This is a genomic window from Ruegeria atlantica, from assembly GCF_013032505.1.
Lineage (GTDB): Bacteria > Pseudomonadota > Alphaproteobacteria > Rhodobacterales > Rhodobacteraceae > Ruegeria > Ruegeria atlantica_F.
The window spans coordinates 146182-160422 of sequence record NZ_WQCG01000002.1 but is presented as its reverse complement, the minus strand read 5'-3'; the positions used below and the strand labels follow the sequence as shown (position 1 = coordinate 160422).

At 55.8% G+C, this 14241-nt stretch carries 11 protein-coding genes; 3 read left to right on the top strand and 8 right to left on the bottom strand.

Features of this window, described 5'->3' with window-relative positions:
- Positions 1–261 precede the first annotated feature (261 nt).
- Complete coding sequence (locus tag GOW92_RS07985; protein ID WP_438826331.1) at positions 262–558, top strand: cryptochrome/photolyase family protein; 297 nt, start codon at positions 262–264, stop codon at positions 556–558.
- An 8-nt stretch (positions 559–566) separates the two neighbouring features.
- Here the strand turns inward: GOW92_RS07985 and GOW92_RS07980 are convergent, their stop codons facing one another.
- Entirely contained in the window at positions 567–1574 is a 1008-nt protein-coding gene (locus GOW92_RS07980; RefSeq protein ID WP_368040263.1) for a GlxA family transcriptional regulator, read from the bottom strand.
- Between the two features lie 171 nt (positions 1575–1745).
- Between GOW92_RS07980 and GOW92_RS07975 the strand changes: the two genes are divergently transcribed.
- Complete coding sequence (locus tag GOW92_RS07975) at positions 1746–2426, top strand: GntR family transcriptional regulator (RefSeq protein ID WP_170559640.1); 681 nt, start codon at positions 1746–1748, stop codon at positions 2424–2426.
- A 13-nt stretch (positions 2427–2439) separates the two neighbouring features.
- On the opposite strand, the gene GOW92_RS07970 is transcribed toward GOW92_RS07975, so the two are convergent.
- The 7 genes from GOW92_RS07970 to GOW92_RS07940 form a co-directional block, all read right to left on the bottom strand.
- Positions 2440–3396: an ABC transporter ATP-binding protein gene (locus tag GOW92_RS07970; protein WP_170559638.1), complete on the bottom strand. Its 957-nt coding sequence runs from the start codon at positions 3394–3396 to the stop codon at positions 2440–2442.
- On the bottom strand, positions 3393–4370 hold the full coding sequence (locus GOW92_RS07965) for an ABC transporter ATP-binding protein (RefSeq protein ID WP_170559636.1): 978 nt from the start codon (positions 4368–4370) through the stop codon (positions 3393–3395). Before GOW92_RS07965 ends, GOW92_RS07970 begins: the two co-directional genes overlap by 4 nt.
- A 4-nt stretch (positions 4371–4374) precedes the next feature.
- Entirely contained in the window at positions 4375–5277 is a 903-nt protein-coding gene (locus GOW92_RS07960) for an ABC transporter permease subunit (protein ID WP_170559634.1), read from the bottom strand.
- Positions 5277–6284: an ABC transporter permease subunit gene (locus GOW92_RS07955; RefSeq protein WP_170559632.1), complete on the bottom strand. Its 1008-nt coding sequence runs from the start codon at positions 6282–6284 to the stop codon at positions 5277–5279. The genes GOW92_RS07960 and GOW92_RS07955 overlap by 1 nt, the downstream gene beginning before the upstream one ends.
- Positions 6284–7378 carry a M24 family metallopeptidase gene (locus GOW92_RS07950; RefSeq protein WP_170559630.1) on the bottom strand — a complete coding sequence of 365 codons (1095 nt, stop codon included), beginning with the start codon at positions 7376–7378 and terminating at the stop codon, positions 6284–6286. Before GOW92_RS07950 ends, GOW92_RS07955 begins: the two co-directional genes overlap by 1 nt.
- A 68-nt stretch (positions 7379–7446) precedes the next feature.
- A complete protein-coding gene (locus tag GOW92_RS07945) occupies positions 7447–9030 on the bottom strand; it encodes an ABC transporter substrate-binding protein (protein WP_170559628.1) in 1584 nt (527 codons plus the stop codon).
- A 225-nt stretch (positions 9031–9255) separates the two neighbouring features.
- The gene (locus tag GOW92_RS07940; protein WP_170559626.1) at positions 9256–10176 is read right to left on the bottom strand and encodes a LysR family transcriptional regulator; all 921 of its coding nucleotides are present in this window, start codon (positions 10174–10176) and stop codon (positions 9256–9258) included.
- A 329-nt stretch (positions 10177–10505) separates the two neighbouring features.
- On the opposite strand from GOW92_RS07940, the gene GOW92_RS07935 reads away from it, so the two are divergent.
- Positions 10506–14240, top strand: a complete 3735-nt coding sequence (locus GOW92_RS07935) for a beta strand repeat-containing protein (RefSeq protein WP_170559624.1) — start codon at positions 10506–10508, stop codon at positions 14238–14240.
- The last annotated feature ends 1 nt before the right edge of the window (position 14241 follow it).

The following is a 14241-nucleotide window of genomic DNA, read 5'->3' as shown; positions in this document are numbered from 1 at the left end:
CCGAAAAAGAGAAACTTGGCGAAAGGTTCTACGCTTAACTTTTTCGGACATTTTGAGACGATGCTGTATTGGTAGGGTCGCCTTATAGCACGACAGCCTTGACCTCTGTCTCATGACCGAGCCCCTTTCCTGCACACAACACTCGTCCTTGATTGCTGTGCTTGGTGATCAACTCTCAATGAATACCGCTGCGCGCGGGTGATCGGAAGCGTGACACAAGCTTGATGACCGAAGTCATGGAAGAAGCTTGTTACCTGCGACATCACAAAAAAGGAGATTGCTTTCGTTCTTTCCGCCATGCGCCAATTCGCGGCGGAACTTAAGTCGGACGGGTGGACCGTGCGCTACGTTCAACTGAGTGAGCCGGACAATACGCAAAGTCTGATCAGCGAAATCGCCAGAGCGAAGCACGATCTAAGAATTAAGCGCGCGATTGTGACCGAGCCCGGAGAATACCGTCTGATCCAAAAGCTCGCGCAGTGCGAAGGGTTGGAAACGGGAGCCGATGATCGGTTCCTGGCCAACCATCATGACTTGCAAACATGGGCCACCTCTTAACTGTCATTTTAATGCGACCAAGACCTGCGGAAGTTATGCGGAGAGATCTTGTATCGACCACGGAAATGCACCGAAAGCCTGTCCGTGCTGGAAAACCCCGAGGCAAAGGCAATCTCGGACACGCTGAGATCGGTTTCATTCAAAAGAGCAAAGGCACGATCCAGCCGGAGGTTGTTGTAGTATTGGCCGGGTGACATTTTGGTGTGCTGCTGGAACAGGCGCTCCATATGGCGTCTGGACAGAGACGCCTGATCCGCCACCGCCTCGAGGCTAAGCGGCGTTTCAATATTATCCCGCATTATTTGGACCGCTTCGACCAGTTTGGCGTTTCGGGTCCCCAAAAGGGCTGAGACAGGCGAAACCTGTTTGCTGCCACTTTCGCCAACACGCCGATGCAAACACATCTCGGACACATTAATAGCAAGCGTATTGCCGAACAGTTCCTCAATCACTTCCAACATCATATCGGTGCTTGCATGCCCACCACCACAGGTGCGCAGTTTGCCGTCTATCTCGTACAGGTTCTGAGTTGGCGTCATTGAAGGGAAATACTCGCAGAATCCGGGGCGATTTTCCCAATGGACGGTGAACTTCTTATCTTTGATCAGGCCCGCTTTGGCCAACGCAAATGCCCCGGTGCAGATACCGCCGAAATCGCATCCATGGGCCTTTTGCCGACGAATCCAGTTGAGAACACGGTCATCGAAAGAAGCCATAGGTTCGGTACCGGAACACACGAAAGTATAAGCCCCCTGCTCGAGATCGTGCATGGGTTGGTCCGCCTGAATGCGAATGCCATTCGAGCATGTCACTGGTGCGCCATCTGCGGACAAGACGTACCATTCGAATAATTGCTTGCGGGCCAATTGATTTGAAATACGCAGAGGTTCAATAGCGGCGCTAAAAGCCAGCATCGTAGTTTTGGGCAGTAACAGGAAGTGAAAGGCTTTGGGCGGTCCATCATATGGAACGTCGACGGAAATCGCCCCCTTGGGCAAGAAACGCTGACTGTCCACTACACCCCTCCTTCGTGCTGAAATACGGAAACACGTCTTGTTTAACGTATCGCCACCTGTCCGCCCAAAACGCTTAAGCAATTTAAAGATATCAATAGTTGCAATACCCTTGGAAATCGAACGCTCATTTTGTATTTTGGATACAACTTTACACCGACCGAGACCACTCATATGCCCAGAACTCGCGCGATCGCACGCCAAAGTCTCCCGGAAGTCATTACAAACGATCTGCGGGAACGTATCCTAAGCGGAGAGATGGCCGAAGGTGAAACCATCCGCCAGGAAGCCTTGGCCGAAGACTATGATGTCTCGCGTATGCCCATTCGCGAAGCACTGAAACGGCTTGATGCAGAAGGTCTGGTGCAGCTTACAAACAACCGTGGTGCGTCAGTGACGTCGCATTCGCTATCGCAAATCGGCGAGATTTTCGATCTGCGCGTTCTGCTGGAAGTCGATCTGTTCAAACGTTCCATTCCGCAGATGACCGAAGCCAATTTCGCCGAGTGTGATAAGCTGCTCGATGACATGGAACGGTCTTACGAAGCATACGATGTAGGGCGTTGGGGCAGCCTGAATTACGCATACCACAAGGCCCTTTATGCGGCCGCTGATCGCGGGCTGACCACTGAAATCTTGCAAAGGGTGAATCTGCAATCCGATCGCTATGTCCGCATGCATCTTAGCGTGATGGAACAACGCGAGCCCGCCAAAAAAGATCACCGGCAGCTATTGTCTCTGGCGCGTAAAGGTCAGGTTAACGCCGCCTGTGATCTGCTGACCAAACATATTCAACGGACCAAAGACCAGTTGCTGGAGATGGTTGTAATGACCCGGAAAGGCGACACCAGATAGAAGTCTGCTGCTTTTAACCCAAAGGATGCAGGCAAGCCACTTTGTGATCCGCGCCGCTCAACTCTGGTGGCGCGGTGCGGCATTCCTCGGTTGCTAGCCAGCACCGTTGTGCAAAGGCACAGCCTTTAGGGATATTCATCGGCGACGGAAGCTCACCTTCCAGTTTGATCCGATCCTTCCTCGCTTCGGGATCTGCGCGGGGCGTCGTCGACAGAAGGGCTTTGGAATACGGATGCTGGGGCGCAGCAAACAGCTTTTCCTTCGGTGCCTTCTCGACCGCGCGACCCAAATACATAACAATCACATCGTCGGCAAAGTGCTTCACCACTGACAAGTCGTGCGAAATGAACAGGTAGGCAAGGTTCAGACGCTCTTGCAGCTCGACCAGCAGGTTCAGAATTTGTGACTGGATCGACACGTCCAGCGCCGAAACCGGCTCATCCAGAACCAATATTTTGGGATTCAGCATCAAGGCACGTGCAATGGCAATCCGCTGCCGCTGTCCGCCCGAAAACATGTGAGGATAACGATCATAGTGCTCGGGCCGCAGGCCCACGAGGTCAATCATTTCGCGCGCCCGCGCCTCGCGATCGGCCGCAGACATATCGCGGCGGTTAATGATCAACGGTTCCTGCAGGATTTGCCCAATCCGTTGCCGCGGGTTGAGCGAGCCATAGGGGTCCTGAAACACGATCTGCACCGTCTCGCGCATCTGGGCCCATTTCGACGGAGTGATGTCGACTCCGTCAATGGTCAGGCTGCCGGATGTCGGTTCTTCGATCATCGTCACCACCCGTGCAAGCGTGGACTTGCCGCAACCGGATTCACCGACGATGGCCAATGTCTTGCCCGGTTTTAGTTCAAAATCCACACCGGACAAAGCCTTGACCGTTGAGGGTTTTGACAGCAGCCCGCCTTTGACGGAATAAAACCTGGCCAATCCGCTGGCCTGTACGATTGGGGCGGTCATGCCAATTCTCCGGCTGTTATCTTTTCAACGTAGTGACACCGGGCCTTACCGAATTCCGCGCTGTGTGGGGTTGGAGGCAAGGACCGGCACAGATCGTCCGCGAATTGGCATCTTGGGCTGAACAGACAGCCTTTGGGCCGGTCGAACTGTCCCGGAACGACGCCGGGAATGGTTGGCAGCATTTTGGTGGTCGCCCGCTCCGGCAGCGCGCTCAGCAATGCTGTTGTGTAGGGGTGGCGCGGGGTGCGAAACAGATCCTTGACCGGCTGTTCCTCGACCTTTTGGCCAGCATATTGAACCTGCACCCGCTCGGCGGTTTCCGCGACCACGCCCATATCATGTGTGATCAGGACCAAACCCATCCCCTGCTCATCCCGAAGCCGGACCAGCAGATCAAGGATTTGCGCCTGAATGGTCACATCCAGTGCCGTTGTTGGCTCGTCCGCAATCAAAAGTTTTGGTTTGCAGGCGATAGCCATCGCAATCATGACCCGCTGATTCATACCGCCGGACATCTGGTGCGGGAAAGTGTTCAGGCGGCTTTCGGGCGCAGGGATACCGACCTGATCGAACAGTTCAATGGCGCGCTGATGGCGGTCCTTCCGGTTCAGGCCAAGATGGATGCGTAAGGCTTCCTTGATCTGGAAACCAACTGTAAAGCATGGGTTCAGCGACGACATCGGCTCCTGAAAAATCATAGCGATGTCCTTGCCGATGATCTTGCGGCGGTCACGGGCCGAGATCTGGGTCAGATCGATGCCTTCGAAACTCAGTTGTTCAGCGGTGATCGTAGCAGTCCATGGCAGCAATCCCATCAGCGCCAGCATCGACACGGACTTGCCCGAGCCGCTTTCGCCAACAATGGCCATTAGTTCGCCCTTGTCGACAGACAGATCAACGCCATCTACGGCCCGGAACTGACCCGAGGCGGTGGCAAACTCGACGGTGAGGTTTCGGATGTCCAACAGGCTCATGTCGTCAACTCCGCTTTAGCTTCGGGTCTAGCGCGTCGCGCAGACCGTCGCCCATCAGGTTGATGGCCAGCACGGTGACCAGAATGGCTAGGCCCGGGAACGTCACCACCCACCACGCACGCAAAATGAACTCACGCGCTTCGGCCAGCATGGTGCCCCATTCCGGCGTGGGCGGCTGCGCCCCCATGCCCAGAAAACCAAGGGCTGCAGCATCCAGAATAGCGGTCGAGAACGACAGTGCCGCCTGAACGATGATCGGAGCCAGACAATTAGGCAGCACGGTTTTGAACATCAGCCGGGCCTTGCCGGCACCGGCCACGCGGGCCGAGGTTACATAGTCCTTCTGCCGTTCCGCCAACACTGATGCCCGGGTTAGGCGCACGTAATGCGGTTGGAACACGATGGCGATAGCGATCATCGCATTGGTCAGCGAGGGTCCTAGGATGGCCACCAGAACCAATGCGAGCAGCAACGAAGGGAAGGACAGAATGATATCCATAACCCGCATGATCATTGTATCGACCCATTTGGGTGCGAAACCCGACAGCAGGCCGACAATCACCCCACCCGTCACGGCCACACAGACCACCACGATGCCGACAAAGAAGGAATAGCGTGAGCCCATGATCAACCGCGATAGCATATCCCTGCCCAACGGATCTGTGCCTAAGGGAAAGGCCCAGCTGCCGCCTTCTTGCCACGCAGGAGGTTGCAGGATGTGATTGCGGAATTGTTCGGTCGGATCATAAGGAGCCAACAAGGGCGCAAAGGCTGCGCAAAGTACGAAGGCCGAAAATACCCAAAGACCAAAAACGGCACCACGGTTTTCGCTGAAGTAATACCAGAACTCCCGCAATGCACTGGGGCGGTCTTCGGTTTTGGGTTGGGTCGCGGACAATTCAGCCATCACCGCCTCCGGATTTTGGGGTTGATGACGCCGTAAAGGACATCGACCAGCAGGTTCACTAACATGACGATCACCGCGATCATCAGCAGCCCGCCCTGCACCACCGGGTAGTCTCGACGGAAGATGCTATCGACCATCCACTTACCGATACCGGGCCAACTGAAAATCGTTTCGGTCAGGATGGCACCGGCCAACAAGGTCCCTACTGACAACCCGATTACCGTAATCACCGGGATCAACGCGTTACGCAGCGCGTGCAAACCATTAATCCGCGCGGGTGCGAGACCTTTTGCGCGCGCCGTACGGATGTAATCTTCGCCCAACACCTCCAACATCGCCGAGCGCGTCTGGCGGGCAATGACCGCCAACGGGATGGTGCCCAAAACAATGGTCGGCAGGATCAGATGTCGTACAGCCGAACTAAAGGCCCCCTCTTGCCCTGATAGCAAACTGTCGATCAGCATAAATCCAGTGACGCTTGGAAAATAATATAGCAGGTCGATCCGGCCCGAGACCGGTGTCCAGCCTAGATTGCCGGAAAACACAATGATCAACAGAAGGGCCCACCAGAAGATCGGCATTGAATACCCGACAAGCGCAGACGACATTAGCGCCCGGTCAAAGAACTTGCCCCGGTTTACGGCTGCGATTACCCCTGCTGGCAGGCCCAATGCCACAGCAAAGATCATGGCGCAGATCGACAGTTCCAGCGTTGCTGGAAACAGGGCAAAGAATTCATCCCAAACAGGTTTCTTGGTGACAAAGCTCTCGCCCAGATCGCCATGCAACACGCCAACCAGGTAGTCCCAGTATTGCTGCAGCACAGGTTTGTCGAAGCCCAGCTTCTCGACCATCTCCTGATAGCGTTCTTCGGTCATCCCGCGTTCACCAGCCATGACGATGATCGGATCACCCGGAAGAACCCGGATGAACATGAACGAAATCAGCGTGACGCCCAGAAATGTCGGAACGAACATGCCGAGGCGAGTCAGAAAATAGCCAAACATCAGCGACCTATGATTGTAAGATCTTTGGGAAAGCTGGTCAGCGAACGGCAACCATCATCGGTCACCAAGACATCATCTTCGATCCGAACGCCAAAATTGTCCAGATCATAGAGGCCCGGTTCGTTAGTCCAAACCATGCCCGCGCGCATGATCTGGCCGTTGCCACGCATGATGTAGGGCGCTTCGTGCACATCGCGGCCCAGCCCATGACCCGTTTTGGTCCGAATACGATCTCCATAGGGCGACGCTTCGAGGACGCAGGTTACCGCGTCGTCGACGTCATGGGCGGTCACGCCCGGTCGGCAGGCCTCGAACCCTGCCAAATTAGCGCGCAGAACCGTGTCGTAGACCGCCCTGCCCTCGTCCGAGACCTCTTCGACGAAGAATGTACGCGTGATATCTGCAGCAAACCCGTGTTTGCGGGCACCAAAATCGAACAGAAGGGCATCGCCCGGCCTGATCTGGTAGTCCGCCCGTGCCTTGCCATGCGGCCTTGCCGAATTGTCTCCGGCCGCGACGATCGGCGAAAACGCCAAAGAGGCCGCACCTTCAGCAAACAACGCCTGGATCAGCGCCTGCTCGATCTGCAGCTCTGTCTGACCGACGCGTACATCTACAATGACGCGCTCCAGCGCACGTTCCGAGATATTAATTGCCGCTTGCAGCGCGGCAATATCCTCGTCGGTCTTGATTATGCGAAGACCGGAAATCTCTCGTTCGGCATCCACGATTTGAAGGCCTGGTTGAGCATTCGCAAAAGCCACTGACACAAAGACCCGCATCACCTGCCCCTCAACCGCCAGCGATCGCAATGGCATATGTTCGGCAAGGGCCGCGAAAGCGTCGTCATAGCCGGCTTGGTCGCGCCAGTCGAAAACAGCGCCTTCAAATCCGACCAGTTCCCACGAACCCAATTCCAGATTGGGCACAATCGCAGCTGGTTCGCCCTCGGCCGGTATCACGACCACAAAGGGGCGCTCGTGGCTCATGAAGGGTTTTCCCAAAGCGCGGTTAAAATTCGGGCCGGGCACCAGCGCCACGGCATCTACTGACATGTCCTTTGCCAGTTGACGGTACTCGGACAAATCCGGCATTTGCGCCGACCTCCCAATAAAGAAAACCGGAGCCGCCAATTGGGCGGCTCCGGTTGGTGAGTGGTGAGTTATTCGACGCTTACACCATAAAAGATGTGGCCGCCCAGCGGGTGCACCTTGTAGCCCTGAACCTTGTTGCTCATCGGCATATAAACGACCGAGTGTGCTATGGTTGCCCAAGGGGCCTGCTCTTTGAAGATAACCTGAGCATCCTCGTACAGCTTGGTCCGCTCAGCCTGATCGGTGGACTGCTTGGCCTTCAGGATCAGATCTTCGAACGGCTCATGGCACCACTGTGCGCGGTTTGACGCTTCGCGACCGTCGCAGCCCAGCAGAACCGCCAGGAAGTTGTCTGGGTCTCCGTTGTCGCCGGTCCAACCCAGCAGAACGGCACCGTCACGGTCCAGATCTTTCGAACGCGAGAGATACTCGCCCCATTCATAGGACACGATCTCGACGTCGACACCGATCTTGGCGAAATCGGCCTGGATCAGTTCGGCCATACGACGTGCGTTGGGGTTGTATGGACGCTGCACCGGCATCGCCCAGACTTTCATCGACAGATCAGAAACACCTTCGGCTTCCAACATGGCCTTGGCCGCTTCCGGATCATAGGCATCGTCGGTGATTGCGTCGTTGTAGCCCCACATCGTCGGCGGGATCGGGTTTTTGGCAACCTGACCTGAGCCTTGGAACACCACGTCGATGATCGCGTTCTTGTCGATCGCCATGTTCAGTGCCTTGCGGACATTCGGGTTATCAAACGGCGCCATCGTGGTGTTGTAGGCCAGATAACCGACGTTCAGGCCCTCTTGCTCCATCATATTGATGTCAGCGTCATCCTGCATCGCCTGAATGTCGGCAGGGTTCGGATAAGGCATGATGTGGCATTCACCGGCCTTCAGCTTCTGATAGCGAACCGATGCATCCGGGGTGATCGCAAAAATCAGATTTTCAACATCCGCCGGGTCTTTCCAGTAGTCGGCATTCTGGGCGTAACGGATTACGGCGTCTTTTTGGTAGGCCACGAACGAGAACGGACCAGTGCCGATAGGCGCCGTGTTCAGCTTTTCAGGCGTTCCGGCTTCCATCATAGCATCGGCATACTCGGCCGACAGGATCGACGCGAAGTCCATCGCCATGTTGGCAACAAACGGAGCCTCGGGCTTGGTCAGCTTGAATTTGACGGTGTAGTCGTCGACCTTTTCGATAGAATCGACCAGATCAGGCATACCCATGCCTTTAAAGTATTCCCAGGTACCACCAGAGATCTGATTGTAAGGATGGGCGTCATCTTTCTGTCGCATGAACGAGAAAATCACGTCATCTGCATTGAAATCGCGAGTTGGCGTGAACTCGTCGTTCGAATGGAACTTTACGCCCTGACGCAGTTTGAACGTGTATTCCAGACCATCATCGCTGGCTTCAACGCTTTCGGCCAGACCGGGAATTACGTTAGTCGTGCCTGTTTCGAATTCGAGCAGCCGGTTGTAAATCGGGTGCGATGAGGCGTCAAAGGTGGTTCCAGCCGTAAAAAGCGCCGGGTCAAACCCTTCGGGTGAACCTTCTGAACAATAAACCAGCGTGTTGGCCTGCGCGGCCGCGCTGGACAGGGCAATTGCCGCTGTTGCAGCTAATAATTTAAGTTTCATGATTGTCTCCCAGAAAAATTTTCAATCGGCTTTCGCGTTGCTTTGTTGTCCAAGCAATTCCAGACGACTCTCATCGCCGCGAAATTTGTGCCCAATGTATCCAAAATACAAAATCCATTGTCAACTCACTTTGAGAGTTGAAGGAACGTGTAAACCAATGCACCTTGCAAAGACGAGAGACGACACATCTCGGTTTCATTGATGATTGCAAAGATTGACGAGTGACTACGGCGTGAAGGTCGGCGCAACACCAACCGGGGGTTGATCCTGAATATATTCACCCACACTGTTCAAAACTTGAGTTCTAGGACATCCCGGGCGGGTCGCAGCACCAAGATTGCGCAGGTTGCCGGGCCCCTCAAAAGGAACAAAGCACAAGGGCCACTTGTCTCGTTTGAATTGCTCGGCGGCCAGGGCAGATACAATTGTACAATCATCAGAATGGCAAATGTGCCGGCAGATCGTTTCAAACCTCAGTGCGCTCAGATCAAACCGCTTGGCGACTCGGATCGCAGGATCAACCTTGGGCAAACGGTCCTCAAGCTCATAGCCAAAACTGTGAGGTAGCCGGATGAAATCATGCGGAGGCACATCCTCTGGCGCAATAGAGGGGAGCATACAAAGTGGATGCCCCTCACGCATGGCCAGAAACAACGGCTCGGCCCAAATTGATGTGAAAGCCAGAGCGTCGCTGTTGTTGACTTTGGCCACCAGCGCCATGTCCAATTGATGATCTTCGACCATCTGCAACATATTTTGTGGAAGGTCTTCGATCATGGTCACACGCATCCGCGGGTACAAATCGCTGAACAGCCCTGAGAAGTACTGTGTCAGGTAGGGTGCAAGCGTTGGCGTCATGCCAATCCTGTACGCGACGGCCTCGGGGTCGCGGTATTGGGTGGCAGTGTCGCGGATCTGTTGTGCATCAGACAGGATGGATTCAGCTATTTTTAGGATGCTTTGACCAAATGCCGTTGGGCGCACTTCGTTATTCAGTCGTAGAAACAGTTCAACACCCAGTTCCTGTTCCAGCTTCTTGATCTGGTTCGACAGTGCAGGTTGCGATACGTTGCACGCAACCGCCGCCTGGCTGAACTTGCCATGTTTTGCGATGGCTAGCACATACTCCAAATCTCTGAAATTCATCCGCTTAATCTCTCTGCGGTCAAACAAAAGCGGCTCGAAACCACCCCTTTATGTACCTCAAAGCGGACACAACTGCATGAAATCCCGATCAACTCCGCTGACAAAACTGTTAACCGGCGAATTCGAATAGAACATCACGCGCGGCAGGAAAGTCATAACCTGTTGATTTATTTGATGTGGCACTTCCGGATTCTCACGGAAACCGTGACTATTTGCGTTGGTTATGCAGCCGATTTGCAGGATGAATTTCAGCTGACCCGGGGTGCCGTCTACCCCTTGGCTACGTGGAATGCCCGACACACAGGGCGGACTGCCAAACGTAACAATTTATGACGGAGTACCCCATGCTGTCCCAACTTCTGACAAGCCTGCGCGCTCGTCTCTTGACCACGTCTACAATAGCGCAAGAGACCACCCGCGACGGCCAAACCCTTTTCAACAACTTCTTTCAAAGCACCGTTGTAGATGACACCCCGGCTTTCGTGCTGGCAAATGACTTCTCGCGTCTGCTGAACTTTGGTGAAATCATCACCAACAACGCCGTTGCTGCCGTTCAGGCGCAGGGGCAGGATGTTGATGTATTTAACTTCCGCTCTGGTCGGATTGAGGCGAACACCGGCACCGACGCATTGGCCACCGGCGTTCAAGTCACTGGCAGCGCACAGGTTCGCAACTTTGGTGAGATTGCGGGTGAATTCAACGGCGTTCAGTTTGCCGGTGCTCAAAGCTCGGGCGGCCTGGACAATTTCCGTGGCGGCGTGATCAGCTCTGACAGCCGTGCGGTCGACATTCAGGGACAAGGCATTGATGTTCGCAACTTCGGTGACATCATCGGCACCGGCGATCAGCGCAATGGCACGATCTACACCAACAGCACGGCCGAAAATATCTCGATCTCGAACTTTACCGGCGGCACGATTGACGCGGGTGAAGGCAACCAGGGTGCCGGTATTTCGTTGCAGATCGGCGATGAGGTCGGCGAACGCGTGGAAACCGACATCTTCAACGGTTTCGGCGCGACAATTCAAGGCCGTGGCCAAGGGGCCGCCAATACCGGGCTGGCCGGCGACGGCATTCGCATTGACGACGGTGCCGAAGGGGCCACTTTGGAAACCGAGATCGTCAACAGTGGCCTGATATCGACCGAAAGCAACCAAGGCACGGCCGCCGGTATCCGCATCGCGGATGGCGTAAACGCCGAAGGCGAAATCCTGAACACGTCCACCGGCGTGATCGAAGGCCCGCGCAATGGTCTTTACATCGGCAATGGTGAACATGATCTGGACGTGCTGAACTTTGGCACCATCCAATCCGGAAGCCGGGCGGTGAACATCGATGGCTCGGGTGTCGACCTGATCAACGGCGGCGACATTCTGGGAACCGACGACCAGCGCAACGGCACCGTTTATGCCGACGGCACCGCAGATGACTTTTCGGTCCGCAATCTGGCCAATGGCACAATCGACGCGGGTGAGCACAACCAGGGCTCGGGTTTCGCAGCAGAAATCGGTGGAGCCGCCGATGGTGCCAACACGTTCTCGTTGGAAAACGACGGCCTGATCCAGGGTCGGGGCAACGGCGCAGCAGGCACTGGTCTGGCCGGAGATGGTATCCGCATCGGCAACCCCGGAAATCAGGGCAACGCCGAAGCGACCATCGTCAACCGTGGCGAGGTGCGTTCGGAAGGTGCCAACGGCACGGTAGCCGGTGCGCGCGTTGTGGATGGCGTGAGCTTTCAGGGCGAATTTACCAACTCCGGCACAATCTCGGGTGTCCAAAACGGCGTCTACTTTGGTAACGCGGATCATACGGGTGGTCGTTTCGTCAACGAAGCAGGAGGCGTTGTGTCCTCGGACAGCCGGGCGTTCAACATTGATGGCACGGGGCTTGAGGTCGACAACCAAGGCAACATCCTTGGCACCGGAGATCAGCGCAACGGTACGGTTTATGCTGACGGAACAGCTGATGACTTCTCGGTACAGAACTCAGGGCTGATCGACGCTGGTGACGGCAATCAGGGTTCTGGCTTTGGTGTGGAAATCGGTGGTGCAGAAGATGGTGCCAACACATTCACACTGGAAAACACAGGCGTAATCAACGGGCGCGGAAACGCGGGTGCGGCCACGCCGCTTGCCGGTGATGGCGTTCGGGTCGGCAACGTTGGCAACACCGGAACTACCGATGCGTCGATCTCCAACTTTGGCGGGATTTTCTCTGAAGGCGCCAACGGCACGGTCGCCGGCATCCGAGTTGTCAATGGCGTGAACTTCCAGGGTACATTGCTTAACGCGGGCGCCATCGAAGGCGTGCAAAACGGTGTCTACTTTGGCACTGGTGACCATTCGGGCGGGTCGTTTGTTAATAGTGGCACCGTTTCCTCGGACAGCCGCGCACTGAACATCGATGGTAACGGGCTTTCCGTTCAGAACCTGGGTGCCATTTTAGGTACAGGCAATCAGCGCAACGGCACAGTCTACGCTGATAGTACGGCAGACAACTACACCTTCACCAACACTGGTCTGGTGGACGCGGGCGAGGGCAACAACGGCTCGGCTGTTTCGCTGCAAACAGGTGACGTTTCAGGCGATGTCGTCTCGGCAGCGATTGTAAACGAAGGTGTCTTACAGGGTCGCGGCGATGCAACCGAGGGCAATCAGGTCGGCGACGGCCTGCGTTTGTTCACCGGACAAAATGATGCGTCCTTTGCCGGAGTCGTTATCAACGAAGGCCTGATTGCCGGTTCCGAACAATCGGATGCTGCAGCCGGCATTCGTATTGACGGCGGCTTGAACCTTCTTGGTGCCGTCCTGAATGAAGGCGAAATTCGCGGCACGGTCAATGCGATCGACGCATCAGATGCTGGTGACGTTACCATCGTCAACGACGACGAAGGCGTGATCAACGGCAATGTCCTGCTGGGCAACGGCAATGACATTTTCGTCGATCTGGGCACCACTAACGGCGACATCAGCGGTGGCGCAGGTGATGACGTTCTGATCGCAGGCGACGCTGACAACGTTCTGACCGGCGGTCTGGGCAATGACTTCATCGATGGTGGAGAAGGCAACGATACCGCCGATTTCTCGGATCTGGATGTCGCGGTCGAGGTCCGTCTGGACGCCAATGGAAACGGCACCGCCACGCGCGATACCGGGTTCAACGTCTCGATCGTGGATGCGGCTATTGTGGCTCCGGACCAGTTTGGTGCGAATATCCCGGATGGAGGCTGGTTTGTAGAAGAGGCCGTTCTGGGCAATCTGTACTACAACATTCACACCTCCGACTTTCCTGCCGGGGAAATTCGCGGGCAATTGCTGGTCGACAGCGATGTAACCGAAAACGGCATCCGCACAGTTTCGCTGAGCGGCGGTCTGGACGCATCGCAAGAACCCGGGCCGACATCGGATAGCGAAGCCACCGGCAACGCGACCGTTGTCATCACTCAGAACCTGGCAACAGGCGAAGCCACCTACTCGAGCGAGTTGAGCGTTGTGGGCCTTAACGAGGCCGACCTGAACACGCCGATCCCCGGTGTCGTATCAGCCATCCATCTGCACAACGCACCAGCGGGCGCAAACGGCCCGGTCGTGCAGGACACGCTGGTGGACGCGGGCGCGACGCTTGATGTTGATGCAACAGCCGGTACCGGAGTTGTCGGACTGGACGTGATCGACAATCAGATCGAAACCGACGTGCTGGTCTCGATCGAGAATGTCATCGGCTCTGACGATGGTGATGTGATTGTCGGCAGCGATCTGGAGAACGTTCTGAACGGCGCGGATGGCGATGACCTGCTGAACGGTGAGGGCGGCAATGACGTCCTGATCGGTGGCGAAGGCGCTGACACTTTCCTGTTCCAGGGCACCTTCGGTGATGACACAATCTCGGACTTTGAAACGGGCGTCGACAGAATTCAGATCGGAGATCTGGGTCCTGACTTCGACGGCGATCCAAGTACCGTTCAGGATGGTGACGACGCCGTCATCAGCTTCGGCGACGCAGGCTCGATCCGTCTAGCCGGTGTCGACGCCGCGGACCTGACCGAGAACGACTTCATCGTTTAAC

Bases quoted from the DNA above. Each gene is read 5' to 3' on its own strand.
- GOW92_RS07975 (WP_170559640.1), top strand. From the start codon at position 1,746: ATGCCCAGAACTCGCGCGATCGCACGCCAAAGTCTCCCGGAAGTCATT.
- GOW92_RS07970 (WP_170559638.1), bottom strand. From the start codon at position 3,396: ATGACCGCCCCAATCGTACAGGCCAGCGGATTGGCCAGGTTTTATTCC.
- GOW92_RS07965 (WP_170559636.1), bottom strand. From the start codon at position 4,370: ATGAGCCTGTTGGACATCCGAAACCTCACCGTCGAGTTTGCCACCGCC.
- GOW92_RS07960 (WP_170559634.1), bottom strand. From the start codon at position 5,277: ATGGCTGAATTGTCCGCGACCCAACCCAAAACCGAAGACCGCCCCAGT.
- GOW92_RS07955 (WP_170559632.1), bottom strand. From the start codon at position 6,284: ATGTTTGGCTATTTTCTGACTCGCCTCGGCATGTTCGTTCCGACATTT.
- GOW92_RS07950 (WP_170559630.1), bottom strand. From the start codon at position 7,378: ATGCCGGATTTGTCCGAGTACCGTCAACTGGCAAAGGACATGTCAGTA.
- GOW92_RS07945 (WP_170559628.1), bottom strand. From the start codon at position 9,030: ATGAAACTTAAATTATTAGCTGCAACAGCGGCAATTGCCCTGTCCAGC.
- GOW92_RS07940 (WP_170559626.1), bottom strand. From the start codon at position 10,176: ATGAATTTCAGAGATTTGGAGTATGTGCTAGCCATCGCAAAACATGGC.
- GOW92_RS07935 (WP_170559624.1), top strand. From the start codon at position 10,506: ATGACGGAGTACCCCATGCTGTCCCAACTTCTGACAAGCCTGCGCGCT.